This is a genomic window from Shewanella frigidimarina (assembly GCF_003797125.1).
GTDB classification, from domain to species: Bacteria; Pseudomonadota; Gammaproteobacteria; order Enterobacterales; family Shewanellaceae; genus Shewanella; species Shewanella frigidimarina.
In genome coordinates, this window is record NZ_RKKE01000001.1 from 230,144 (window position 1) to 256,746 (window position 26,603).

At 41.0% G+C, this 26,603-nt stretch carries 20 protein-coding genes and 1 other annotated feature; of the genes, 7 read left to right on the plus strand and 13 right to left on the minus strand.

Translation table 11 applies throughout. The features are described 5' to 3' along the window. Positions 1-216: 216 nt before the first annotated feature. The 6 genes from ispH to murJ form a co-directional block, all read right to left on the minus strand. A complete protein-coding gene (gene ispH, locus EGC86_RS00995) occupies positions 217-1,146 on the minus strand; it encodes a 4-hydroxy-3-methylbut-2-enyl diphosphate reductase (protein WP_182744784.1) in 930 nt (309 codons plus the stop codon). 42 nt (positions 1,147-1,188) lie between these two features. Beyond that, positions 1,189-1,632 (minus strand): FKBP-type peptidyl-prolyl cis-trans isomerase, encoded by a 444-nt coding sequence (fkpB, locus tag EGC86_RS01000; protein WP_123776367.1) that lies wholly within the window; start codon positions 1,630-1,632, stop codon positions 1,189-1,191. Between the two features lie 2 nt (positions 1,633-1,634). After that, the gene (lspA, locus tag EGC86_RS01005) at positions 1,635-2,138 is read right to left on the minus strand and encodes a signal peptidase II (RefSeq protein WP_123776820.1); all 504 of its coding nucleotides are present in this window, start codon (positions 2,136-2,138) and stop codon (positions 1,635-1,637) included. Between the two features lie 22 nt (positions 2,139-2,160). Beyond that, a complete protein-coding gene (gene ileS / locus EGC86_RS01010) occupies positions 2,161-4,983 on the minus strand; it encodes an isoleucine--tRNA ligase (protein WP_123776368.1) in 2,823 nt (940 codons plus the stop codon). Positions 4,984-5,016: 33 nt separating this feature from the next. After that, on the minus strand, positions 5,017-5,952 hold the full coding sequence (gene ribF / locus EGC86_RS01015) for a bifunctional riboflavin kinase/FAD synthetase (RefSeq protein ID WP_123776369.1): 936 nt from the start codon (positions 5,950-5,952) through the stop codon (positions 5,017-5,019). 136 nt (positions 5,953-6,088) lie between these two features. After that, entirely contained in the window at positions 6,089-7,648 is a 1,560-nt protein-coding gene (murJ, locus tag EGC86_RS01020) for a murein biosynthesis integral membrane protein MurJ (RefSeq protein WP_041413149.1), read from the minus strand. A 258-nt stretch (positions 7,649-7,906) separates the two neighbouring features. On the opposite strand from murJ, the gene rpsT reads away from it, so the two are divergent. Further along, on the plus strand, positions 7,907-8,173 hold the full coding sequence (rpsT, locus tag EGC86_RS01030) for a 30S ribosomal protein S20 (RefSeq protein WP_011638341.1): 267 nt from the start codon (positions 7,907-7,909) through the stop codon (positions 8,171-8,173). Positions 8,174-8,835: 662 nt separating this feature from the next. On the opposite strand, the gene EGC86_RS01035 is transcribed toward rpsT, so the two are convergent. Next, positions 8,836-9,132: an ArsR/SmtB family transcription factor gene (locus EGC86_RS01035; RefSeq protein WP_011638342.1), complete on the minus strand. Its 297-nt coding sequence runs from the start codon at positions 9,130-9,132 to the stop codon at positions 8,836-8,838. Positions 9,133-9,264: 132 nt separating this feature from the next. Between EGC86_RS01035 and EGC86_RS01040 the strand changes: the two genes are divergently transcribed. Next, a complete protein-coding gene (locus EGC86_RS01040) occupies positions 9,265-10,710 on the plus strand; it encodes a M20/M25/M40 family metallo-hydrolase (RefSeq protein WP_011638343.1) in 1,446 nt (481 codons plus the stop codon). Positions 10,711-10,801: 91 nt separating this feature from the next. Here the strand turns inward: EGC86_RS01040 and yaaA are convergent, their stop codons facing one another. Together yaaA and EGC86_RS01050 are read right to left on the minus strand one after the other, a co-directional pair. Next, positions 10,802-11,578: a peroxide stress protein YaaA gene (yaaA, locus tag EGC86_RS01045; protein ID WP_123776371.1), complete on the minus strand. Its 777-nt coding sequence runs from the start codon at positions 11,576-11,578 to the stop codon at positions 10,802-10,804. A 101-nt stretch (positions 11,579-11,679) separates the two neighbouring features. Beyond that, positions 11,680-13,116, minus strand: coding sequence for an alanine/glycine:cation symporter family protein (locus EGC86_RS01050; RefSeq protein WP_123776821.1), 1,437 nt, complete (start codon positions 13,114-13,116; stop codon positions 11,680-11,682). A gap of 522 nt (positions 13,117-13,638) precedes the next feature. Here EGC86_RS01050 and EGC86_RS01055 point away from each other — a divergent pair. The 5 genes from EGC86_RS01055 to EGC86_RS01075 all read left to right on the plus strand — a co-directional run bounded on the left by EGC86_RS01055 (position 13,639) and on the right by EGC86_RS01075 (position 20,787). Continuing rightward, positions 13,639-16,005 (plus strand): phosphoketolase family protein, encoded by a 2,367-nt coding sequence (locus EGC86_RS01055; protein ID WP_123776372.1) that lies wholly within the window; start codon positions 13,639-13,641, stop codon positions 16,003-16,005. Between the two features lie 395 nt (positions 16,006-16,400). Further along, positions 16,401-17,519 (plus strand): OmpA family protein, encoded by a 1,119-nt coding sequence (locus EGC86_RS01060; RefSeq protein WP_165872318.1) that lies wholly within the window; start codon positions 16,401-16,403, stop codon positions 17,517-17,519. A 296-nt stretch (positions 17,520-17,815) separates the two neighbouring features. After that, positions 17,816-18,769: a transaldolase gene (gene tal, locus EGC86_RS01065; RefSeq protein ID WP_059744070.1), complete on the plus strand. Its 954-nt coding sequence runs from the start codon at positions 17,816-17,818 to the stop codon at positions 18,767-18,769. 15 nt (positions 18,770-18,784) lie between these two features. Next, entirely contained in the window at positions 18,785-20,422 is a 1,638-nt protein-coding gene (gene pgi, locus EGC86_RS01070; RefSeq protein WP_011638349.1) for a glucose-6-phosphate isomerase, read from the plus strand. A 179-nt stretch (positions 20,423-20,601) separates the two neighbouring features. Then, the gene (locus tag EGC86_RS01075; protein WP_011638350.1) at positions 20,602-20,787 is read left to right on the plus strand and encodes a DUF3545 family protein; all 186 of its coding nucleotides are present in this window, start codon (positions 20,602-20,604) and stop codon (positions 20,785-20,787) included. Between the two features lie 127 nt (positions 20,788-20,914). Here EGC86_RS01075 and EGC86_RS01080 read toward each other — a convergent pair whose 3' ends face one another. The 4 genes from EGC86_RS01080 to thrA form a co-directional block, all read right to left on the minus strand. Beyond that, on the minus strand, positions 20,915-21,457 hold the full coding sequence (locus tag EGC86_RS01080) for a hemerythrin domain-containing protein (protein WP_102037198.1): 543 nt from the start codon (positions 21,455-21,457) through the stop codon (positions 20,915-20,917). Positions 21,458-21,641: 184 nt separating this feature from the next. Then, positions 21,642-22,925: a threonine synthase gene (gene thrC, locus EGC86_RS01085; RefSeq protein WP_123776374.1), complete on the minus strand. Its 1,284-nt coding sequence runs from the start codon at positions 22,923-22,925 to the stop codon at positions 21,642-21,644. A 46-nt stretch (positions 22,926-22,971) separates the two neighbouring features. Beyond that, positions 22,972-23,931, minus strand: a complete 960-nt coding sequence (gene thrB, locus EGC86_RS01090) for a homoserine kinase (protein WP_123776375.1) — start codon at positions 23,929-23,931, stop codon at positions 22,972-22,974. Beyond that, the gene (gene thrA, locus EGC86_RS01095) at positions 23,928-26,393 is read right to left on the minus strand and encodes a bifunctional aspartate kinase/homoserine dehydrogenase I (RefSeq protein WP_123776376.1); all 2,466 of its coding nucleotides are present in this window, start codon (positions 26,391-26,393) and stop codon (positions 23,928-23,930) included. The genes thrB and thrA overlap by 4 nt, the downstream gene beginning before the upstream one ends. A gap of 61 nt (positions 26,394-26,454) precedes the next feature. Next, positions 26,455-26,577 (minus strand) — a sequence feature (Thr leader region). Between the last annotated feature and the right edge of the window lie 26 nt (positions 26,578-26,603).

Sequence of the window (26,603 nt, forward strand, 5' to 3'; positions counted from 1 at the left end):
TCTCAATCTTGTATATCTTATACAGCATAACTATTAAACCAGTCTAAACATCATCCATAGATAATAGCTGACTTAAATGTAATCAGATAGTATCTATCTTGTATGATTAATAGGTCAACACAATTTATCAGTATTATACTCGGTTTATTTTGTAAGCACAAAAAACCCGCAGCCTAAATTAAGCTGCGGGTTATTATTTTTAGATCATTGAAATTATTAACGTAATTCAGCAGGAACCGCAAATACAGTGTCTTCTTTACGGCCTTCAACTTCGGTAATAATACTTGGGGCAAGTTTTGCTATTGCGTTAACAACTTGTTGTACTAAAACCTCTGGGGCTGAAGCCCCAGCAGTTACAGCGACTTTCTTCACACCATCAAACCACACAGCCTCCACATCAGCGGCGGTATCAACGAGATAAGATTGCGTACCCGTTTTCTCAGCCAGTTCACGTAAACGATTTGAGTTAGAGCTATTTTTAGAACCAACAACAATCAATAAATCAACTTCGGAAGACATACTGCGTACAGCATCTTGTCTATTTTGCGTCGCGTAGCAAATATCATCTTTACGCGGCCCCTCAATTGAAGGAAAGCGCTTTTGCAATGCAGTAATAATATCTAAGGTGTCATCAACAGAAAGCGTTGTTTGAGTGACAAAACATAAGTTGTCTGGGTTATTAACCTGAAGATTATTAACATCCTCTGGAGACTCAATAAGATAAACACCACCTTTAGGATTATCATATTGTCCCATGGTGCCTTCAACTTCTGGATGGCCTTCATGACCAATCAAAATGCACTCGATACCTTTGCGACTTGCACGAGTCACTTGTAAATGTACTTTTGTCACTAACGGACATGTCGCATCGAAGACTTTTAAACCACGGTTTTTAGCTTCTTTGCGCACAGCTTGTGATACACCGTGCGCACTAAAAATAACAATGCTGTTGTCTGGTACTTGGTCAAGTTCATCAATAAAAAGAGCACCACGCTGTTTTAGATTTTCAACCACATATCGGTTATGTACCACTTCATGGCGTACATAAATTGGTGGTTCAAATAACTCTAAAGCACGCTCAACAATACTGATAGCGCGATCTACCCCGGCACAGAAACCCCGAGGATTGGCCAGTAAAATACTCAGTTCTGGAGACGTCGGATCAACTTTTAGCATGTGATACCTTTTTTACTCAGTTATGACACTGACAACTTCAAGTTCAAATGTAAGTGTGCGTCCTGCGAGGGGATGGTTTAAATCGACGGTAATTGAATCACCAGCAGTATCGCGAACGATACCCGGTATTTCACTCCCACCAGGCCCTGCAAAACTGACAATCACGCCGTCTTCAAGCTTCATATCTGCAGGAAAGCGGCTTCTGTCCATATAATGAATCGCATCAGGATTTGACTCACCAAAAGCGTCTTTTGCCGCTAAGGTAAATGTGTGCTTATCACCTTCTTTCAAGTCTTTCAGTTCGTCTTCAAAAGCCGGACTTAGGCTACCGTCACCAATATTTAAACGTGAAGGTTTACCAGACGATTTTGTACTGTCGGCTGTGGAGCCGTCTTCCAGTACTATATTCATATGACATATTAATGAATGGCTGTCTTGCTTAGTTAAATCTGTCACAGTTAATCTTGCTCCTTCGATGGCTTTGCGTCGGGTCTAAATGATTCCCAAATGATCAATACCGCACCAATAAAGATGCCTGCATCGGCAATATTAAATGCAGGATAATGGCTGGTATTCCAGTAAAAATCGACAAAGTCGATTACAAAACCATGTATTAAACGATCAACCAAATTACCTAATGCGCCGCCTATGACTAAGGTAAAGGCTAAATTACTGCGCCATAACGAATAAGATTGCTTGCGCAACCATATTGTTAACAAGGTACTAAAACCGACCGCAATAATGGTAAACAACCAACGTTGCCACCCACCAGCTTCACTTAAAAAACTGAATGCTGCACCGTAGTTTCGCACGTAAGTGAAATTAAAAAACGGCAAAAGCTGTATAGACTCATACAATTCAAAATTGCTCAGGACCCATTGTTTAGATAGCTGATCGGCTAAAAACACCAATGCAGCTACCCAATACCAACGCAAGCCACTGTCTTTCCATGTTAATGGCACAGTACTCATTATCAATATTTCCTTAAGCGAATTCGCGTTGCTCGCCTTCACCTTCAATATTGGTCACACAGCGTTGACACAATGTTGGGTGAGCTTCAATGGTGCTAACCTCTTCACGATAGTGCCAGCAACGCTCACACTTCTCGGCGCTACTTTTGGCAACCACTAGTTTAAGCGAACTTAGTTCAGTTTCGATGGCATCGCTACCCGCTTGTGACATATCCGCAACTGCTGCTTTAGAGGTAATAAGGATAAATCGTAACTCATCACCCACTTTAGCTAACTCAGCCGCTAAATCGGCATCTGCGAACAATGTCACTTCAGCTTCTAATGAACCACCAATACGTTTATCACGACGCGCTTGTTCGAGTACTTTATTAACTTCATTACGGACAGTTAATAATTTTTCCCAATAATCATCGCTTAAATCACTTTCAAGAGTAACGGCTTCTAAGCCTTGATACCATTCTTGGGTAAACACATACTTTTCACGTTTACCGGGTAACAATTGCCACACTTCATCAGCGGTAAAGCTTAAAATTGGCGTCATCCACCGAACCATTGCCTCGGCAATATGATAAAGCGCAGATTGACAGCTACGACGTGCATGCCCTTCTTGCTTAGCGGTGTACTGGCGATCTTTAATAATATCAAGATAGAAACTGCCTAACTCTACAGAACAGAACTGCATCAGTTTTTGAGTCACTAAATGGAAGTTGTATTGATCATACGCTTCGATAATTTCTTGTTGCAGTACTGCTGCACGACGAACAACCCAACGATCTAACGCGACCATCTCTTCAGATGCGATCATGTCTGTTTCTGGGTTAAAGCCATTCAAGTTAGCAAGTAAGAAACGCGCAGTATTTCGAATACGACGATATGCATCAGCACTGCGATTTAAAATCTCGTCAGATACGGTCATTTCGCCACTATAATCGGTTGCGGCAACCCATAGACGTAAAATGTCAGCACCAAGCTTATTGATTACTTGTAATGGAGCAATCACGTTACCAACAGATTTTGACATCTTGCGGCCTTTACCATCAACGGTAAAACCATGCGTCAATACTTGCTTATAAGGTGCTTTACCATTCATAGCGGTTGAAATCATCAATGATGACATAAACCAACCACGATGCTGATCGCTTCCTTCTAGGTACAAATCAATGTCATGTCCATGAAACTCTGGACGCGCTGCAACCACTGATGAAAATGATGAACCGGAGTCATACCATACGTCTAAAGTATCTGTCACTTTACGGTACTGATCTGCCTCATCACCTAACAATTCACTTGCATCTAAATCCCACCAAGCTTGGATGCCTTGTTGTTCAATGCGATGCGCTACGCGTTCCATCAATGAAACACTGTCTGGATGTAACTCATCCGTTTCACGATGAACAAATAACGTAATCGGTACGCCCCAAGTACGCTGACGTGAAATACACCAGTCTGGACGGTTTTCAACCATTTTTTCAATTCGGCTTTGGCCCCAATCTGGGATCCACTTGGTTTGTTCGATTTCTTTTAACGCTTGTGAACGCAAGCCATGGTTATCCATAGAGATAAACCATTGTGGCGTTGCACGGAAAATAATTGGCGTTTTGTGGCGCCAGCAATGCGGATAGCTATGGCGGATAGCAACATGCAGTAGTAGTGCGCCCTTTTCTTCTAACAGCGCAACCACGTTGGCGTTAGCTTTAAAAACGTGTTGGCCAGCAAAAAATTCAGTGTCTGGCTTATAAACACCATTGTCGCCAACAGGGTTAGCCACTTCTAAACCGTACTTTTGACCAACCACAAAGTCGTCCTGACCATGGCCTGGTGCAGTATGAACAATACCGGTACCTGCATCAGTCGTAACATGGTCGCCTAAAATAGCTGGCACATCAAAAGCATAGAATGGATGATTAAAGCGCATTAACTCAAGCTCGGCGCCTTTCACTTCGCCTAAAATAGTGTGCGACTCCGCGCTATAACGCTCAAGACACGACTCAACCAGCACTTGAGCTAATATCAAGGTGGTGGTTTTACCTTCTTTCACAAATTCAACCAAGCTATAATCTAGCTCAGGGCTTAGTGATAATGCGCGGTTAGCAGGCATGGTCCACGGCGTGGTAGTCCAAATTGCCATCGCTACCGGTTTAGTATAATTCTCAACGCCAAATTTAGCGGCAACAGCTGAGCTATCAACTGCAAAAAAAGCCACATCGATGGCTGGAGATGTTTTATCTTCGTATTCTACTTCTGCCTCAGCAAGTGCTGAACCACAGTCGGTACACCAATGTACTGGTTTAACACCTTTGTGCAAATGACCGCTTTCAATCACTTTTGCCAATGAACGGACAATATTGGCTTCGGTTGAAAAATCCATTGTTAGGTAAGGGTTTTGCCAATCACCTAATACACCTAAACGGATAAAGTCTTCTCGTTGACCATCAACTTGAATAGCCGCATATTTACGGCATTCTTCACGAAACTCTGCCGCAGATATCTTGACTCCTGGTTTACCTACTTTTTGCTCCACTTTAAGCTCAATCGGTAATCCATGACAATCCCAGCCTGGAATATAAGGCGCGTCAAAACCTGACATGGTTTTAGACTTAATAATGATGTCTTTAAGAATTTTGTTTACCGAATGACCTATATGAATGCTGCCATTGGCGTATGGAGGGCCATCATGAAGAATGAAAGGTTTACGGCCAGTACGGCTTTCACGGATCTGCTGATACAGCCCGTCTTGCGTCCAGCTATTTAACATTTCTGGCTCGCGATTTGCCAAATTACCGCGCATCGGAAACTCTGTTTCCGGCAAATTCAAAGTAAATTTATAGTCGCTCATTGATCCCATACCATTATTTAAAGCTGATTCATTTCAGCTAGCATCGTTGCTAAATAAAGCGCGAGCTTCATTTGCATCATTTAAAATCTGTTTTTTTAGCGCGTCCAATGACTCAAAAGGTTGTTCATCACGGATCTTTGCTACTAATTCTACTTCCACTCGTTTGCCGTATAAATCACCACTAAAATCAAACAAATGGACTTCTAATCTGCAAGTTTGACCATTTACAGTGGGTCTAAAACCCACATTAGCCACACCATCATAAATATCGCTGCCATCCCAGTACAAGCGAACCGCGAATACCCCTCTCACAGGTACAACGTGTCGTTTTAAGGCAATATTTGCTGTTGGAAAACCGATTGTACGGCCTAATTTTTGTCCGTGAGCAACCTTACCACTTAAAATGAAAGGATGACCCAATAAACGTCTTGCTTGTTCTAAGTGTCCTAACGCCAGCTGTTCTCTCACTGCTGTAGAGCTTACTCGCAACGAACCAACAACAAAGCTTTGTGTACTGACTACAGTAAAGCCAAATTCTTTACCGGCAGCAACGAGCATATCGAAGTTGCCTAAGCGACCTTTACCAAAACAAAAATCATCTCCAACTACGAGATATTTAACGCCGAGTTTTTTAACCAGTAACTCTTCAATAAACGCTTCAGCAGGTTGATTAGCAAAGGCTTCATTAAAGTTGATGCAAAGTAGCTGATCAATTTTAAGCTCATCTAACAATCTAATTTTATCGCGTAGAAGACTAAGCCGCGCTGGCGCATCAGTACCACGAAAACGTTCTTGCGGTTGCGGTTCAAAGGTCATTAACATTGCAGGCAGTTGAAAATGATGCGCTTTACTCACTAAGCTGCTGATCACCTGTGCATGGCCACGATGGACACCATCAAAATTCCCAATGGTCAAAACGCAACCATGATGAGAAGGTAAAATATTGTGTATACCGCGGATTAATTCCATTACGCTCAATACTGCCTATTGCAAATCGGCAGATTATATACCCAAACCAATGTTAGATGCGAGTTTCAACCTCAGATTATTACACCGGATTTTGGATAACTTGCTGATATACCCTTAGTCATTCACATAGGATAAATTATCCCTGACGTTTAATTTTCCAAGGCCGTACACCCAATGCAAGTAAACTTAATAAATAAATAACCGCGCCACCAACAATTAGCTCAATCAACATAAACATACGTTCAAAGGTCTGCCATTCGAGCCATATACTTTGTTGCGGCATAAAATAAACAATGCCAATGGCCATTAAGGTGGTAGAAATGATGACTTTAAACGAGAAAAATAACGTCTGTCGGCTCATTTGATAGACGCCCGCTTTATGCAAACCTCGATATAATAAACCCGCATTCAATAGCGCAGACATTGATGTCGCGATGGCTAAACCCACGTAGCCAAATGGAATGGCAAAGATAAGGTTGAACACCATATTGCTGACCATGGCAATAATGCCATATTTAACCGGAGTTTTAGTGTCTTGGCGCGAATAGTATCCAGGAGCTAATACTTTAATCATCATGAAACTTAATAAACCGCAGCCATAAGCAACCAAACTATACGAAGCCATTTCAACGTCATTTAAGCTAAATGCGCCACGCATAAACAACACCATCAGCATTGGTTTAGCGAGAATAATCAGTCCTAACATAGCTGGAGTGCCTAACAGTAAAATGGCTTTAACTCCCCAGTCCATAGTTTGATTAAAGCCACTGCCTTGGGCATTAACATGCTTTTGCGATAATGCAGGCAAAATTACCGTCGCAATGGCAATGCCAAATAATCCTAAAGGGAACTCCAATAGGCGGTCAGCGTAATACAGCCAACTTATCGATCCCGTCATCAGGAAACTGGCTATAAAAGTGTCGAACAATAAATTAATTTGTGAAACAGACACACCAAATAACGCAGGGATCATTAAGGTCCTAATTTTTACCACCCCAGGGTGATTCCATCCCCACGTAGGTCTAACGAGTGCTTTCTCACGAATTAAGAAAGGTATTTGGAATAGAAACTGAATCAGTCCACCAAAAAACACACCCCAAGCCAAACCAATTTCCGGGTTTTCAAGTGTATGTGCATACCATAAAGCCACAGCAATAATCGCAACATTCAAAAATACCGGCGTAAAGGCTGAAACCGCAAAGCGCCCGCGAGTATTAAGTATCGATCCTGCTAGGGCTGTGAAAGTGATAAACCATAAATATGGGAAGGTAATTTTTAACATCACTGAAGCCAGTTCAAACTTTTCAGCATTCGGCCCATCATTTAACCAATCAACAAACCAGCCGCCACCAAAAAGGGCTGCTAATACCGGAGAACCAATAACACCAACCAAAGTAACAATTGTCACCAGAACACCTAAAGTACCAGCGACTTTACTTAATAACTCGCGAGTATCTTCTGGGGTCATTTTTTCTTGGTACTCAGTCAGTACCGGCACAAATGCCTGCGCGAAAGCACCTTCAGCAAATAAACGCCTTAAAAAGTTAGGTATTTTATTTGCAAAAAAGAACACATCAGCACTGCTGCCTGCTCCCATTAGATTTGCTATCACCACATCACGCACTAAACCTAACACTCGAGACATCAGTGTCATAACACTAACAATTAAGCCTGATTTAAATAATTTTTTGCTCAAACAGCCCCCGGACACTCAATCACTTGTAAGACAATTAATGGGTTTTATAACAAATATTCGATTATAACTCTGTCACACAGACTCAAGAGCTGGTAGAATGCGCCACATATTACACGAGTTGGGTTGAAGAAAGGCACGCTAGATTGGATTAATTTATCTTTATGATAAATATTCAGTTGCAGTCGTTGACAAGACGATAAAAAGCAGGCATATTCCTCGGCCTTAAAAGTATCAAATCCAGTTTTTAGGAGTTGCACCTTGGCTAATAGCAAGTCTGCAAAGAAGCGCGCGCTTCAGTCTGAAAAGCGTCGCCAGCATAACGCTAGTCGTCGCTCTATGTTACGTACATACGTTAAAAGAGTTATCGCGGCTATCAAAAGCGGTGACCATAAAGCGGCTACAGAAGCGTTCGCTATTGCACAACCAATTGTTGACCGTATGGCGACTAAAGGTCTTATTCATAAGAATAAAGCCGGTCGTCAGAAGGCTCGCTTAAATGCAAAGATCAAAGCTATCGCAGCTTAAGTTTTTGTAGATTAAGATTCAAAAAACCGGCTTAGGCCGGTTTTTTTATCACTCAATTTTACCTACCTAGCCTTCTCTTAACGGCTTTAGCCCCTAGAACCAACCTCAACAGCTTAGTATCAACATAATAATGTTAAAATTGTTAATGATATGACCCTGAGATATATCCTGATTAAAGCAAACTACTCTTGAGAACGTTTATAACGTTTTATTAATACGAATAAACCTGAACTCGGAATAGCAAAGCCATTTGTCTTCCTAACGGCGTTTAATAAACATGCCGACCCAGTTATTAACATATAAGGAGTTCCTCTTGTTAATAACACAAATGACAAGTTTGATAGCGGTAGTGGCTAATATTAAGTTCTTTATCATTGTCCTTTTATCTCTTATCCCATGTTCGGGTTAATAAGAATGACGACAAATTAAGAAAGAGTAAAAAGCAGGATGGAAGCTTTCAATAATTTCAGCAGAAAATAATCAATTTGGATGATAGGGGATGGTATTGACCATATCGATACATTGCAGGTTTGTGGTGTGAAGTGTCTGTTTGATTGCGATCAGTCTGCGACATACTGCATTTATTAAACTTACAGAACTAAACGTCTTAACTTAAGACATCATCAATGAGATGCATCAGTTAAGACGTTTGCGGAGTTAATTTAATAACAATACATATTATTTAATACTTGAATTAACTCTTTTACCTCATTACTTTTTAATGAATAAAAAACGGTTTGTGCTTCTTTCCTGGTACAGACTAAATTGTCTTTACGAAGCCATGCCAAATGTTGAGATAAAGCCGATTGACTCAACCCCAACTTTTTATTCATTTCACCAACACACATTTCACCTTCATTAAGAAGATGACACAAAATAAACAATCTACGTTCATTTGCTAATGCTTTTAGCAATACGACCGCATGATCTGCTTGCTGCTGCATTTTTTCTATATTCATCACGCGCTCTTCTCCTCATCTAACCCCGCTCTAATATAGCGTTCCCTTACAAATAGAGTCGGGACATAAAGCACACTTTTTGGTAGATTGTTGTAAAAAATGAGACTTAGCTAAAATAATCAAAGGAAACTCATGAAAAACTATCAAAGAGCCTCTCTCGTCGGTGCCATTTTTGCCGCACTTATTGGCTGCCAAACAACGTCACCAACCAAATCAACAGCACCTCAATTAGTGATTAATGATTCTGATGATGCAAAAATTAGCCAACAATTAGCCAAACAGGCTTTATCGTCTCGTTTAAGTTATGACATAGTCGAATCACTCACTGTTGAAGTTGGGCCAAGATTAGCTGGCACGGATAAAGATATAGTCGCGGTAGATTGGGCTATGGAAAAATTGTGGTTGCTCGGATTTGATAAAGTGTACAAGGAGTCGGTTCAAGTTCCTGCATGGTCAAGAGGCAGTGCACACGCAAGTATCGTAGCGCCTTATGAGCAGCCATTAGTCGTTACTGCCTTAGGTGGTAGCGTAGCAACGCCTGTTAACGGTATTCAAGCATTAATTGTACGCTTTGACAGCTTAGAAGAGCTATCTAATGCATCACCAGGACGCATCGAAGGCAAAGTTGTATTCATCGACCACAAAACTGAACGCCATATTACAGGTAAAGGTTATGGCGAATCCGTAGGCGGCCGTTCTCGAGGAGCCATAGTCGCTGCACAAAAAGGAGCGGTAGCCATCGTTATCCGCTCTATTGGTACGGATCATGACAGAATGGCCCATACTGGTATGATGCGATATGAAGAAGGGACACCTAAAATTCCTGCGGCAGCAATGTCGAATCCAGACGCCGATTTAATTAATGCAATGTTAAAGCGCGATCCTAACATCACGTTATCATTAAATATGACCTCCGAAAATCTAGGCATAGCCACATCTTATAATGTCATTGCAGAAGTCACTGGCAGTAGTAAGCCTGACGAAATAGTCCTTATCGGTGCTCATCTAGATTCATGGGATGAAGGTACAGGTGCAATTGATGATGGCGCTGGTGTGGCGATTGTCACCACCGCAGCTAAACTTATCCAAGACTTACCACAAAAGCCAGCACGTACTATTAGAGTGGTATTATACGCTGCAGAAGAAGTCGGTTTAGTCGGCGGTAAAGCCTATGCAGCACAACATGCTGATGAATTAGATAAGCATTATATTGCCGCAGAATCTGATTTTGGCGCAGGACCAGTATACAAGATTGATTTTAACGTTAATGCCGCTACATTTGAGCAAGTCAAACAAGAACATTCTGCGATGACGTTAAACGGCGTCGAGCTAGGAAATAATGAAGCGTCTGGTGGCCCAGATGTTTCAATTCTTCCAGCCTTAGGTGTTCCAGTAGCGTCGTTAAACCAAGATGGTACAGACTATTTTGATTATCACCATACACCTAACGACACCTTGGATAAAATTGATCCCAAGAAACTAGCCCAGAGTGCTGCAGCTTATGCACAATTTGCGTATATGATGGCGCAATCAGAAATTGACTTAAGGCCTGTTACTCAGCAAAAAGAACAACACTAGTTGGTTTCTTCCAATCGAGTTTAAAAATCAGACACTAAAAAGCCCTTATTTAAGGGCTTTTCAGTGAGCAAATTTATTATTTTAGAGAACGTTACTTTTGTTCGTCTCGTAAAAATACTGGCGCTGTGGGTGTCGATTGCACTTCGTTATAATAATAACCTTCAAGATCGAATGCTGTTAATTGTTCAACGCTGGTAGGTTTAGTATCAACTATATAACGAGCCATCAATCCACGCGCTTTTTTGGCGTAAAAGCTAATCACTTTAAACTGACCTTTTTTGCAGTCTTTAAAGACTGGCGTAATCAACTGTCCTTCAAGTTGCTTAACGTTGACCGATTTGAAGTATTCATTCGAGGCTAAATTGACAATGATATCGTCACCTTGCTCTTTCAACGCCTTATTCACTTCAGCAGTGATAGTCTCGCCCCAAAAAGCATATAAGTTACGGCCCTGTGGGTTTGTCAGTTTAGTACCCATTTCTAACCGGTACGGTTGAATTAAATCTAATGGTTTAAGCAAACCATACAAACCAGACAAAATACGCAGATACTTTTGGCTAGAAGCCATTTGTGATTCAGATAAATGATCGGCATCAAATCCTGTGTAGACATCGCCTCGAAACGCGAAAATAGCCTGTTTGGCATTATCAAGGGTAAACGGTGGTTGCCAGTCAGCAAAACGCGCAGCATTCAGTCCGGCAATTTTATCGCTTACTTTCATTAAACTGGCAATATCCATTGGTGTTAATTCACGGCATACATCAATCAATGTTTGGCTTTGTTTAAGTAAACACGGTTGAGTATGGGTATTAGTGATAGGTGGATTTTCGAAATCTAATGTTTTCGCAGGTGAAACTAAAACCAGCATAAGTACGCTCCGGATAAAATCATAATGTCATCATACTGAACTGATATAAAAAAACCATGCTGTAGTAGCATGGTTTTTTCGATTACCTTAATAGGTAAATATTATTTTTTGACCGCCTCTGCTGAGTTAGGCCAAATTTTTTCTTCTAATTGATCGGCTAATTCCGGAAACTTACTGGTGTCAAATACCGGATCAATACCGGCGTCTATCTGTTCACGGTAATCATTAATCACTCTAACCGCTAGACCAGACAACAAGACTAATGCCACTAAGTTAACAATGGCCATTAGCCCCATCGACACATCAGCTAAATCCCAAACCAAACTAATTTTAGCAAGAGAACCAAACATCACCATACCCAAAACCACTAAACGGAATATAGGTAAGGCTTTTTTACTATTGCCTGACAAGAACATGACATTAGTTTCGGCATATGAATAGTTGGCAATAATAGACGTAAAGCAAAAGAGTAAAATAGCAAAAGCAATAAATGCCCCGCCCCAATCACCTACATGACTGGTTAATGCACTAATAGTTTTAGCAATACCATCAGAGCTAGAGGCTGCATCACCGGATAATAAAATAATCGCTGCTGTTGCGGTACAAATAACAATTGTATCAACAAACACGCCCATCATTTGCACAAAACCTTGCGATGCTGGGTGGTTAGGGTTTGGTGATGCACTTGCCGCAACGTTAGCGGCACTTCCCATACCTGCTTCGTTTGAAAACAATCCTCGGGCAATACCAGCTTGCATTGCTTGTGAAACACTAAATGCAACACCACCAGCAGCGGCTTCTTGCCAACCAAATGCACTGTTAATAACTAACATGAATATGTCGGGTAACTTTTCAATATTCATACCCACAACGACAAAAGCAATAGCAATATAAGCAATAGCCATCACAGGCACAATTAACTCAGACGCTTTAGCAACCTTCTTAAGGCCTCCTACGATGACAAAGGCACTGCAAATAACAATGCCGATTCCAACATAGACGGGCTCAAAGCCAAACACTTGCGTCATCGCACCAGTTATAGTGTTAGCTTGAACAGCATTAAATACTAAACCAAAAGCTAGAATTAAAAAGATTGAGAAAAGCACGCCCATCCAACGTTGACCGAGACCTTTCTCCATATAATAAGCAGGCCCACCTCGGTACTGACCATCACCATCTTTCACTTTATAGACTTGCGCAAGTGTCGACTCAATCATTGCGGTTGCCATACCGAGAACCGCAATAGCCCACATCCAGAACACAGCACCGGGTCCTGCTGTACCAATGGCAACGGCCACACCGGCCATGTTACCGGCGCCTACACGCGCAGCCATGCTAGTACAAAAAACTTGAAATGATGATAAGCCATGCTTACCTGGGCGACGGCTAATAGCCAATACTTTAATGCCATGAACAAAGTGAGTGACTTGAATAAAACCGAGACGAATGGTGAAAAATAATCCCGCACCTACCAGCCCATAAACTAATAGCTTGCCCCAAAGCAGGCTATTCATGAAATTAATAATCGTTTCTAACATTGCCATATTGTCTAATCTTCCCCGTTATAAGGTTATTTTTCTGTATCAGGCTATTGCGCTGAATGTTAAATCACATAATGGACAGACCAGGCACTTCATATGCAAGCTGCTATGTGTCAAACGGTAAAACCAATAAAAGTGCCAAATAAAGGCGCCATTATAAAAGCTAATGATGGTGGATTAATAGGTATAGATCATCAAGGACAGTGAATGCTAAAACAACGTTACCTACCAGATACATTGCCTAAGTAAATAACACTTTGAAGCAACACAAATAAAACAAAAAACAACAAGTGATATCCATCACATTTTATCACTTCTATTATTAATGCTCTATGCTTAAAGGATTGGCAAATCGTTATTAAATTTCAAGTAATTATCGACATACTGGCCAAAATTGCGATCTAAACTAAAAGTTACTCGTCAAAAATTAGATAAAGGCCACATTATTGTAATTAAATTACAGATACAGTGTTCTCAAAGAAAGTTAAATAATTATTTTCACTTTTAATCGAGGTCACAATGACTAACTCAAATGAAATAACTGCACTAAAAAAATACGTACGAGCGACTAACTTCTTGGCGACATCGCAAATTTACCTGAAGCAAAACGTACTTTTTAAGCGTCCTTTACAACATACTGACATCAAGCCTCGTTTACTTGGTCACTGGGGAACATGTCCTGGTATCAACTTTGTTTACGCTAACGTCAACCGTCTTATTGTTAAGCATAAGCGTGAATTCATTTACCTTGTTGGTCCTGGCCACGGTTTCCCAGCAGTACAGGCTAACTTATTTGTAGAAGGTTCATTAAGCCATTTCTACCCAGAGACCATACCTTATACAGAAACGGGTATCGAAGATATCTGTAAAAAATTCTCAGCTGCTTATGGTTATCCATCACACGCAAACCCTGAAGCACCAGGTCAAATACTAGAAGGTGGTGAGCTTGGTTATTCACTTTCAGTTGCTTGGGGCTCTGTATTAGATAACCCAAATCTTATTGCCGCCTGTTTAATTGGTGACGGTGAAGCAGAAACAGGTCCATTAGCTGCATCTTGGTATGCCAACCGTTTAGTCTCACCAGATAACAACGGTGCAGTTCTACCAATCGTACATATTAACGGTTACAAAATTTCTGGCCCTACTCGTATGGGTCGTATGAGCCATGAAGAGCTAGATCTAGAATTCCGTGGTCTTGGTTATCACCCAATCATCGTTGACGATGAAATGGAAACCGATATTTTTGAACAGATGACTGCAGCAATGGACTTGTCATATGACATGATCAATGACATTCAACGTCGCGCACGTTCAGGCGAAGATGTCGTTAAACCACGCTGGCCAGTTATTTTAATGAGAACAGCAAAAGGTTGGACTGGTACCACTGAATATGATGGCAAAAAACTAGCAGGTAACTGCGAATCTCATCAAGTTATTGTGAGCAACTGCGCCAAAGATAAAGGCCATCTTGAAGCACTTGATAAGTGGTTGGCTAGCTACAAGTTTGACGAATTAGTGCAAACCACTGAAAGCGGTGAATTGATATTTGATAAAGACATTATGTCTTTGATGCCACCAAAAGAGTTATGTTGTGGTCGTCAACGTCTAAGTTACGGCGGTGAAGTGGTACGTGCTTTAGCAAATCCAGATTTAAACAAATTGGGTTACGGTTCAGAAACAGCTCGTGGTCAACGTGGTTTCTCAATGTTGAAAATGGGTGAGTGGATGCGTGATGCATTCAAACTAAATCGCGATCAACGTAACTTACGAATCTTCAGCCCTGATGAAACATACTCAAACCAACTACAAGCTGTGTTTGAAGAAACCGACCGCGCATGGCAGTGGCCAATCGAAAGCTGGGATCAAGATATGTCTCGCGATGGCCGCGTGATTGAACTGCTATCTGAAAATTTACTTTTCGGTATGCTACATGGTTACACAGTAACAGGTCGTCACGGTATGTTCCCTACCTACGAGGCTTTCTCACAAGTAGTGTCATCAATGGCGGATCAATACTGTAAATATGTTCATGCAAGCCAAGGCATCCATTTCCGTAAGCCTATCCCTGCATGTAACGTCGTATTGTCTTCATTATTAGAACGTCAAGATCACAACGGTTATTCTCACCAGAATCCGTCTTTCCTTGGCGCTATGCTAGAGAAGCACCCAAACATTATCTCTGCTTATTTACCAGCAGATGCTAACAGCACCTTGGTTTACACTGAACGTGCTTATGCTGATCGCGATAAACTGAACATTATCGTTGCTGGTAAGAAGTCTCTTCCACAGTGGTTATCACTGGATGAAGCCCGTAAGCAAGCAAAAGATGGCATCATGGTGTGGGATTTCGCCTCTGATGAAAACCCAGATGTAGTACTTGCAGGTTGTGGTGACTATGCAACGCAAGAATGTATGGCTTCATTGGTATTAATTCGTGAAATTTTACCAAGAGTTCGTATCCGTTTTGTGAGTGTGTCAGAACTTCACAGCAGCGGCCTAGGTAGCCTTAAGTTCCAAAGCAAGCCTTGGATGATGGATGAAGTCTTCACTGAAGATAAAGGCGTGATATTTAACTACCATGGCTACCCAAACACCATCAAAAAGCTAGTGTTTGATTATAAAGGTAACCGTCGCTTCCGCATCAAAGGTTATGAAGAAGAAGGTTCAACTACAACTCCATTTGATATGGGCGTGCGTAACGGTACTTCTCGTTACCACCTAGTGATTGATATGGCATACAAGTTATTCCAACAAGGCGTAATTGATGAATCACAACATGTGACCATCACTACCGACATGTTACAACGCTTGGTAGACCATAAAAACTATATCAAAGCGAACGGCGTCGATCCTGAAGAGATCGAAAACTGGGTGTGGACTCGTTAAGTAAAGCGACTTTACACAATAAAAAATACGCCTTCAGGGCGTATTTTTGTTTTTATCGTTACCCAAAGTATCCATTTAGGGCAGATTAAACTAACTTATTAAAAATAATGATGATATTCACAATTCGTTTTCAATCATTTATAAAATAGAACAAACATACTTAACTCATGTTTTGATTCATTATTTCAAAGAAATAGAATTTCAACCTAAGTGCTATCGACTCTTCCATTACCAAAAATTAATCCTTTTTACTATGGAAAAACATCTAATTACCAACCATAATTGCGCCGCTGACTAAAATACAAAGAAACACCACATTAAGCGTCAGTAATGCATGACAATAACAACTCCGTTACATGCATATTTGGTGGAGTAAAATAACAATGGACGTAAATATGATGAAGAACACATTAAAAGTAGTATTACTCACCTCTATGTTGCCTTTCGCTGCATCAGCTGCACAAGAATTAACACCTTGGTACGTTGGTGGTGGTTTAGGCGTAAACAACTATGAACCTAGCTGTGACCAAAAAACCATGAAAGTATGTGGTGAAGATGACCCATATGCTTGGGATGTTTTTGGTGGTTATTTATTTAACGAATATGTTGGTATTGAACTAGGCTACCGTGACCTCGGTCGTGCTGAGTGGACTGATTATTCTAACAAGCGCAATGATGTTGGTGCTCGTGGAATGTCATTAGGTTTTGTTGGTTTTTACCCACTTGCAGACAAGTGGAGCTTATCAGCTGAAGCTGGTGCGTTTAACTACCTAATCTCGAACAAAAAAGAATACAACACTGAATATTACAGTGATAGCGGTATTGCACCATACTTAGGTGCTGGTATTGGTTATAACTTTACTGACAATTTAAAGTTACAAGCTAAATACCGTCGTTATGAAAATCTTGACGAAGAAAAGTGGAATACACTTTCAATGGAAAGTAACTATTGGGGTCTTGAGCTAAGCTACCGTTTTGGTACTAGTACTCCAGCTCCAGTTGCTGCTCCAGTTGTTGTTGCACCAGTTGTTGTTCCACTTGGTGATGATGATAAAGATGGCGTAACAAACAACATCGACAAATGTCCAGACACACCATCAACTCACAAAGTTGATGCTACTGGTTGTAGCGTTTATGAAAACGTTACAACTAAGTATGACTTAGGTGGTATTTTATTTGCTAATGATTCAGCTGAAATCCGTGCTGGTTCGTTTGCTGATTTAGAAAAACTTGCTGACCACTTAACTAAATACCCACAACACACTGTATCTGTTCAAGGCCATGCGTCTAACGTAGGTAAAGCAGAATACAACATGAAGCTTTCTGAGCGTCGTGCGGTAGCAGTTGCAAGTGCACTAAACAAAAAATATGGCATTAGCATCAGCCGTATCAGTTCTGTTGGTTACGGTGTAACTAAACCAGTTATGCAAGGTAGCTCAGCTGAAGCTAACCGTGTTAACCGTCGTATCGAAGCTATCGTGACGGGTACAGAAAAGCGCGTAGTATTACGTTAATTGTAATATAGATACGCTATACTTTAGAAGTCGCTGCTTGCAGCGACTTTTTTATTTTAAGAACAACGTAAAAACCAGTACGCCAGTGACTAACACTGACGTTGCGGTATTAGAATTGGAAGTATGTTCCGTATAATCTGACCGATTCTGTCCATTTGGCAACAATAATGGCTTTAAATAAGCGAAAATAACGGATAATTTCGTAATTTTTTTACAAATAAAGTTGGAATAATCCCTAAAATCGCTTCTAATAAAGGCATTGATCTATATTCATTGCTTAACGAGAGGAAATTTCCATGGCCAATGCACTCGCGCAACTCAAATCATTCACGACCATCGTTGCTGATACCGGCGACATAGAAGCTATTAAACGTTACCAGCCTGAAGATGCAACAACCAACCCATCACTCATTTTAAAAGCCTCGCAGATCCCTGAATATGCTTTTCTTATCGAGAATGCTATCGAATGGGCTAAAACTCAAAGCCACAGTATTGAACAACAGATTGAAGATGCAGGTGACAAGCTTGCTGTGAATATTGGCGTAGAAATTTTAAAGCTAGTGCCAGGTCGTATCTCAACAGAAGTCGATGCTCGCTTATCATTTGACAAGCAACGCTCAATCGACAAAGCGCACAAGCTAATCAAATTATATAAAGATGCCGGAATTGATAAATCACGTATTTTGATCAAATTAGCTTCTACTTGGGAAGGTATTTGCGCAGCAAAAGAACTTGAACAAGAAGGCATCAACTGTAATCTAACATTGCTATTCAGCTTTGCTCAAGCAAGAGCTTGTGCAGAAGCTGGCGTATACCTTATTTCGCCTTTTGTGGGTCGCATCTTAGATTGGTATAAAAAAGACACCGGTCAAGATTACACTGCAGAAACCGATCCTGGTGTTGTCTCTGTTACTGAGATTTACAACTACTACAAGCAGAACGGTTATAACACAGTTGTTATGGGTGCAAGTTTCAGAAATATCGGTGAGATTATCGAATTAGCCGGTTGTGATCGTCTAACGATTGGACCAGCATTGTTAGAAGAATTAGCCAATACTGATGTAGAAATTATCCAGAAATTGGTTGCAACGCCAGCAACACAGTCTGCTCCAGCTGCGTTAACTGAAGAACAATTCCGTTGGGCATTTAACGAAGACCCAATGGCAGTTGATAAGTTAGCAGAAGGCATTCGTAATTTTGCCATCGATCAAGGCAAACTAGAAGTTATGCTAAAAACAAAATTAAGCTAGTTGGAGGCTTTACTCGTGACTACACTGACACAAAGCACGACTTGGAAGGCGCTACAAACCCATTCAAGTCAACTACCTCACATGCGCGAATTATTTGCCCAAAACCCACAACGTTTTGAGCAAATGAGCGTTGCGGCTTGTGGTCTGTTTTTAGATTACTCTAAAAACCGTGTGAACGATGAAACACTTAAGCTGCTATTCTCTCTCGCTAAAGAAGCAAAACTGAGTGAAAAAATTACTGCAATGTTTAATGGTGATGTGATTAACAACACCGAACAGCGCTCAGTATTGCACACTGCATTACGCAGTAAAGCAACTCAAACGATTATTGCTGAAGGAGCGAATATCGTTCCTGAAGTGCAACAAACATTAGCTAAAATGGCTAAGTTTGTTGGCTCTGTGCAATCAGGCGAGTGGAAAGGTTATACCGGTAAAGCGATTACAGATATCGTCAGTATCGGCATTGGAGGTTCATTTCTTGGACCTAAAATTGTTTCACAAGCGCTTAGACCATATTGGCAAGAAGGACTTAATTGCCATTTTGTTGCCAACGTAGATGCGACATCTATTTGTGAAAAATTAAAAAACCTCAATGCTGAGACCACATTGTTTGTGATGTCGTCAAAATCATTCAGTACTCAAGAGACTCTAACCAACACCCTTAGCGCTAAAGATTGGTTTTTAGGCCAGGGTGCAAGCCAACAAGATGTGGCTAAACACTTTGTTGCAGTAACATCGAATGTAACAAAAGCCACTGAGTTTGGTATGGACGCAAACAACATATTCCCAATGTGGGATTGGGTTGGCGGACGCTACTCATTATGGTCAGCCATTGGTTTACCTATTGCGCTACTTGTTGGTATGGATAACTTTACGGCCTTGTTAGATGGCGCGCATCAAATGGATCAACATTTTGCTGATACGCCTATCGAACAAAACATGCCAGTCATCATGGCTATGTTGTCAGTATTGTATGGTAATTTTCATGGTGCTCAATCACATGTCATTTTAACCTACGATCATTACTTACGTGGTCTTCCAGCTTATTTCCAACAACTCGACATGGAAAGTAATGGTAAATCAGTGACTCTCGATGGTACTGACGTCGATTACAGCACCGGTCCCGTTATTTGGGGCGGTGAAGGCACTAACGGTCAACATGCATACCACCAGTTACTACATCAAGGCACTGCACTTATTCCTGCTGACTTTATTATGCCGCTGCAAAGTCATAATCCGTTGGGTGAACATCATGACCAACTTGCATCAAACTGCTTTGGACAAACCCAAGCCTTAATGCAAGGTCGTACCTACGATGAAGCACTTGCTGAGCTAAGTAATAGCAAGCTTGATGAGCAACAAAAGCCGCTTATAGCCAAACATAAAGTAATGGTTGGTAATAAGCCAAGTAATACCTTATTGATGGATAAGCTAACGCCAACAACATTAGGTGCGTTAATCGCGCTATATGAGCACAGAACCTTTGTTCAGGGTGCTATATGGCAGATAAACTCATTTGATCAATGGGGTGTAGAGCTAGGTAAGCAATTAGGCAATGATGTGCTTGAACGAATTGGTGCAGACCACGATGCTACCGATTTAGATGGATCGAGCAATGCATTAGTGAACCTATACCGTAAAGGTAAGCTATAAAACAAAAACTAGCCTTGAATAAAAACCTCAGCTTGCTGAGGTTTTTTTATGCGTTTTTGATATCGAATTCACTAAATTGTGATTTATTAGTAACGTAAATGCAACACAACTATTGCACCCTATAGCTGAAATATGGTACTTATTTGTGCAGAGACATCATAATAACAAGGGAGGTTACCATGGATCGATTAGACTATGGTGGTGCGCTAGACGAAGTTGTTGAAAGACCAACCCGTTCAAAAAGCTCGTCAAAAAAACGCAAATGGCGTGAAATTGAAGCCATTAAGGATAAGCAGCGTTTACTCAAGGAATTGCAAGATATTGATGATTCATTCGATTTCGACGTTAATACACTAGTGCTTTAATTAGATCCCATCACACTTAACCGTAAAATCGATTAGAAGAGCGCATAATGCGCTCTTTTTGTTTGCCAAGATTTATAGATTGCCTATGCAATGCACATCATAGCCCTCTAGCCCAAGGGCAATAACATCATTTATTATCTGCATGTTCAATATAGGTCCGTAAATCTTCAAAGATCGTTTTATCATTATCATTAAATAACGGATCTTCAATTAACCGATTTTGACATAATACGGTTATTTTTTGCCAATCGTTACTATCTAATGCCTTAACAAAATTCGGAAAGACTTCTCGTTCTTCATACTGCATATGCAATTGTTGTAGTTCAATATACTCTTTAAGATCATTAATCAGCTTGTCGCGCGAGATAACCACATCCGAAAGAATCATATTCAAGCTATAAACTAAAGCACCCGATGCCTCAGCCAAACGATGATGTTCATTATAAAGTTGGCCACAATTCGCTAAACCTGTTTTATTACTGTAATAATCGAAAATAATATCTTCCAACGGGTGATGACTATGCTCAGCATAGCCTTGCATATACTCAACGATATCCCTAACCAGATTAAAATTAACTCCGTTACCTTCAGCCAATCGAGTCAATTTATTCGAAAGGATATTCAACAAAATGGCAATATGCTTATGATCGCGCATTAAACGTTGCAACATAACCTTCTCCCGTCATCTATCTACAAAACACCAATGTATAAATAATAGCCAATAATGAGTCTTTTACTAATCTACACTGGGATAAGCATAATGAGGTATGACCAAGATCATAATATTGGAATATAAAAAAACACCTAATACCAATCCAATTGATATTAGATGTTAGATACCTGAAACTAAGAGGTTACTTTAGCACAGCAAACATATGCGCTTTAAGCTGGTCAAAGTCAGCATCTAATTCTGCAGATAAAATCGTTTTTTGTGCCACTGCAGCTAATTCAGGAGGTAACGGTAAATTAATGTTCAACTCACGGTCAACCACATCTTTAAACTTAGCAGGATGCGCTGTACCAAGAAACACCCCAGTTTCGTTACTAGTTAACCCAAGCGTTAATGCATGAGCTGCAATCGCCGCATGGGGCTCTGATTGATAACCCAATTGATAAAGTTCTGCTAAGGCGCCAGCGGTGGCATCTTCAGAAAGAGCCACGCCAGTTACCAATGATAACGGCCAGCCCATTTGCTCACAAATCGCTTCTACACGAGGCCAATTGCTTGGCTCTGACACATCCATAGCATTAGACATGGTCGCCACGGTTTTATGTGGTTGCCATTCACCACCAGTGAGATAACGCGGTACCGTGTCATTACTATTGGTTGCAGCAATAAAACGCTTAATTGGTAACCCCATGGCTTTAGCAAATAACCCCGCGGTTAAGTTACCAAAATTACCACTGGGTACAGACATCACAAGCTCATTATGTCCAGCTTGTTTAGCTTGCGCTACCGCTTCAAAGTAATAGCATATCTGAGCTAATAAACGACTAATATTAATCGAATTAGCAGAATTTAACGCTAAGCCGTCACGAACATCACTGTCATCAAAAGCTTGTTTAACCAGATGCTGACAAGCATCGAAGTCAGACGTTACTGCCACAGTATGAATATTTTTACCTAAGGTAGTAAACATCTTTTCTTGCAGTTCACTAATTTTACCTTTTGGGTATAACACCATTACATTGACGTTATCTAGGCCGTAAAATGCATCCGCTACTGCAGCGCCAGTATCACCCGATGTTGCGGTTAAAATAGTCAGTTTTTTATTGCCGGCAAGTAAATCAACGCATTGAGCCATAAACCGTGCGCCAAAATCTTTAAACGCTAATGTCGGACCATGAAAAAGTTCTAAACAAGCACGTTTATCATCAACCTTAACGAGTGGTACATCGAAGGTAAATGCTTTATCAACAAGCTTATCAACATTCTCCTGCCCGAGTTCATCCGCTAACCAAGCACCCAAGACTTTTTTGCTTCGCTCAGCAAAGGGTAATGCCAGTAATGCATCAATATTGGATAGTACTGGAATGGACTTTGGGAAAAACAATCCTCTATCTTTACCTAAACCCAGTTGAACCGCTTGACTGAAGTTAACTACCTGCGATGGGTGTTTTAAGTTATATAATTCCATTGCGACTGCCTTTTAAATTTCAATATCAATAATGTGAAAGAGAGCGTTACACGCAGCGCGTGCCTAGTTTATCTAATTTACAAACGTGAGCAAAACCACCTTGCTCACGTTTGTAATGTTGCATCAACCATTTTTTGGCTTTTTCTGCGGTGGCTAAATCGTCGGTTACACTAAACAATGTGGGGCCGCTGCCAGAAATACCGCTAGTCAGCATGCCTAATTCAGCTAATGCCGCTCGTGCTTCGGTATAACCAGGTATTGCGGATGCACGATAAGGTTCGGCCAAAACATCTTTCAGCATTTCAATTGCCAAAGCAGCGTCTTGCTGATAACTCGCGTGAACAAATGCACTTAAATAACGACCAAAATCGATGGCTACAGACTTATCATATTGCTGCGGCAGCAGTTCGCGCATTTTGGCAGTAGATAATGAAATTCCCGGATAAGCGATAACCCAATACCAGTTATCAAAACTTGGAATAGCAGCGCATGCTTTGTTACTGGCATTAAGCATTAGCTGCATGCCGCCTAAATAGCATGGCGCTACATTGTCATAATGCACGCTGCCAGATATCTTCCCTTCAAACTCGCCCATCAATGCTAATAAGGCTTGCTGGTTAAAAGGCTGTCCAAAATGTTCATTTAAGGCATATAACGCAGCGACTACAGAGCTGGCACTAGAGCCTAACCCACTGCCTACTGGAAGGTTTTTCTCTAAACAAACAGTGACACCATCTTGCCGCTGTAATTTATCTAAAAAAAACTCAGCACATTGGTAAACAATATTGTCCTTACCATCGCTTGGTAATTTATGTGCCCATTCACCTGTTTGGCTATATTCAACCCCGCTGGCAGCTACGCTAATCATCACTCTATCGCCCAATAATGAGCCGTCAATCGGCGCCAATGCAGCGCCTAGCAAATCAAAGCCAACACCAACATTGCCCATAGACGCTGGAGCATACACAGTAAGCGTGTCTTGGCTTACTTTTAACGTTTGATTCATAACCCAACCTCACGAGTCCAGTTTAAGGTTCTTAATACGTCAGCAAAAGCCCCTGCAGCAGTAACATCAGTACCAGCACCATAGCCTCTTAATACAAAGGGAATTGGTTGATAATAACGGCTATAAAATGCCAGCGCATTCTCGCCACCTTTAACACTGTATAATGGATCAGTTGCATCTACTTCAACAATTCTGACATGGCACTGCCCGTCTTCAATTTGGCCAACATAACGCAGCACTTTACCTTCGGTTTTAGCCGCAGCGACTCGAGCAGAGATAAGGTCATCTAATGAAGCAAGATTCGCCATAAATTGATTAACATCGCCTGAGTCATCAAAATCAGCTGGCAATACAGATTCAATATTAATGTCTTCAAGCTCTAATGGCAGGCCAACTTCACGAGCAAGAATGAGTACTTTACGAGCGACATCCATACCACTTAAATCATCACGAGGATCGGGTTCAGTAAAACACTTGTCACGCGCAATCGCAGTCGCTTGCGATAAGCTCATACCGTCATCTAACATACCAAAAATGTAGGATAATGACCCAGACAAAATACCATTAAACTTATGTAGTTTATCTCCGGCATACATGAGTTTTTTCAAGTTATCGATAACAGGTAAACCAGCACCTACCGTCGTTTCATACAAAAATTGTCGACGCTGAGTTAAAGCCGTTTTACGCAATGCTTGATAGTAAGCATAATCACGAGTATTCGATTTTTTGTTTGGGGTAACAACATGGAAACCGGCATTCATCACATCAAGGTAACGGTCTGACACTAACTCGCTTGATGTACAATCAACCAGTACAGGATTAAGTAATTGCTGCTCTTGTCCCCACTCAAGTAGCTTAGCTAAATCATATGCTTGGCCCTGCTCGGCCAGTAATGACTGCCACTCGCCAAGTTCAATACCTTCACTATTCAACAACATTTGGCTCGAATTAGCGATCCCACATACACGAATACTAATGTGCTGCTCTTTTAACATCGCACTTTGCTGCTTGATTTGATCGAGTAATCCAGCACCCACATTACCGCTACCGACTAAAAACACATCTAGATACTGCTGCACATCGAAAAATGCTTGATGACATGCACCAATGGCATGCTTGGTTTTTTTCTGTTGAATAACGGTAGAAATTGATCGCTCTGATGAACCCTGAGCAATAGCAATGATATTGACACTGGCTTTAGCTAGTGCTGTAAAAAATTTAGCTGCTACGCCCTTATGGGTTTTCATACCATCACCAATCAAAGACACTATCGCCAAATCTTGACGTAATTCAATCGGCTCAAGTAATTCACTTTTTAATTCAAGCTCAAATTCTTGTTCTAGTGCCCATTTAGCTTTGTTTGCTTGAGAGGTAGAGACACAAAAACTGATACTGTATTCAGATGAGCTTTGGGTAATAAGAGAAACCGAGATACCACTGCGAGAGATAACCGCTAAAGTCCTGCTTGCCATGCCGACCATGCCTTTCATTCCTGGGCCTGAGACGTTAAACATGGTTTGATTGTCTAAATTTGAAATCGCTTTAACTTGTAGCCCTGTTTTGTCATCATCATTAGACACCAATGTACCGGGAGCTGACGGATTAAAACTGTTTTTGATATAACAAGGGATTTGATATTGAGCAATTGGCGCAATCGTTTTAGGGTGCAATACTTTGGCGCCAAAATATGAGAGTTCCATCGCTTCTTGATAGCTTAATTGTGACAATAATTTAGCGTCGGCCACAACACGTGGATCAGTGTTATAAACTCCATCCACATCAGTCCAAATTTCACAACTAGAAGCGTCTAAACAAGCGGCCAACACTGCAGCAGAATAATCAGAACCATTACGACCTAAAGTTACGACTTTGCCTTGAGCATCTGCGGCAGTAAATCCAGGCATCACCCAGACTCGGTATTGATCAAGCGGCAATAAGGTAAAGCGAGGCTTGCTCACCGCAATATCGACTACAGACTCCAACGGCTGACCATGAGCTAAAAATAACGCGACTGGATCTAATTGTGCTGAAGTAATGTCTTTCGCCAACATTACTTGTTCCATTAATGCTGCAGATAAGCGCTCTCCGGTCACCACTAATTCAGCACGAACACTATCAGGGCATTCTCCCAATAACCTGATGCCATACAACTTATCTTTCCAAACCTGCATTTGCGCAGCTAATTTCTCGACCAATAATTTATGTTGAACGGCTGTAATAAGTGAAGTGGCATCAGAAAATAAACCACTAAATACACCATTGATATGGTCTAACACTGGCTGATAGTCTTGTTGATTAACAGCTATATCAACCATTTCTAACAGTGCATTGGTTACTGTTGCAGGAGCAGAAAGTACCGTAGCAACAGATTCTGTCGAAGCCGTATCAGCAATAATGTCTGCCGCCATCGAAAAACGAGACCAGTTCGCCAACGATGTTCCACCAAATTTCATTACTTTCATGTCGCTCTCCTTGCCACTTTAAAGTGACAACATTAAATTAAAATCAAATATCAGAATTAAAAACAAAAAAGCCCGCTTCAGGTGTTAGAAGCGGGCTTTTTATGCAAAATCTTTTAGGGTGTAATCAGCCCGCCCCCACTATGGTAATAGTGGTGGTTGTAATGGTTGTAATTACAACGAGCATGAGGGTAAACATTTGATGATTCTCTT

Coding starts and splice junctions, on each gene's coding strand:
- EGC86_RS01055 (WP_123776372.1), top strand. CDS start 13,639: ATGACTAACTCAAATGAAATAACTGCACTAAAAAAATACGTACGAGCG.
- yaaA (WP_123776371.1), bottom strand. CDS start 11,578: ATGCTGGTTTTAGTTTCACCTGCGAAAACATTAGATTTCGAAAATCCA.
- ileS (WP_123776368.1), bottom strand. CDS start 4,983: ATGAGCGACTATAAATTTACTTTGAATTTGCCGGAAACAGAGTTTCCG.
- ribF (WP_123776369.1), bottom strand. CDS start 5,952: ATGGAATTAATCCGCGGTATACACAATATTTTACCTTCTCATCATGGT.
- EGC86_RS01075 (WP_011638350.1), top strand. CDS start 20,602: ATGGATCGATTAGACTATGGTGGTGCGCTAGACGAAGTTGTTGAAAGA.
- EGC86_RS01080 (WP_102037198.1), bottom strand. CDS start 21,457: ATGTTGCAACGTTTAATGCGCGATCATAAGCATATTGCCATTTTGTTG.
- EGC86_RS01040 (WP_011638343.1), top strand. CDS start 9,265: ATGAAAAACTATCAAAGAGCCTCTCTCGTCGGTGCCATTTTTGCCGCA.
- thrC (WP_123776374.1), bottom strand. CDS start 22,925: ATGGAATTATATAACTTAAAACACCCATCGCAGGTAGTTAACTTCAGT.
- EGC86_RS01035 (WP_011638342.1), bottom strand. CDS start 9,132: ATGAATATAGAAAAAATGCAGCAGCAAGCAGATCATGCGGTCGTATTG.
- tal (WP_059744070.1), top strand. CDS start 17,816: ATGGCCAATGCACTCGCGCAACTCAAATCATTCACGACCATCGTTGCT.
- EGC86_RS01050 (WP_123776821.1), bottom strand. CDS start 13,116: ATGTTAGAAACGATTATTAATTTCATGAATAGCCTGCTTTGGGGCAAG.
- thrA (WP_123776376.1), bottom strand. CDS start 26,393: ATGAAAGTAATGAAATTTGGTGGAACATCGTTGGCGAACTGGTCTCGT.
- EGC86_RS01060 (WP_165872318.1), top strand. CDS start 16,401: ATGATGAAGAACACATTAAAAGTAGTATTACTCACCTCTATGTTGCCT.
- thrB (WP_123776375.1), bottom strand. CDS start 23,931: ATGAATCAAACGTTAAAAGTAAGCCAAGACACGCTTACTGTGTATGCT.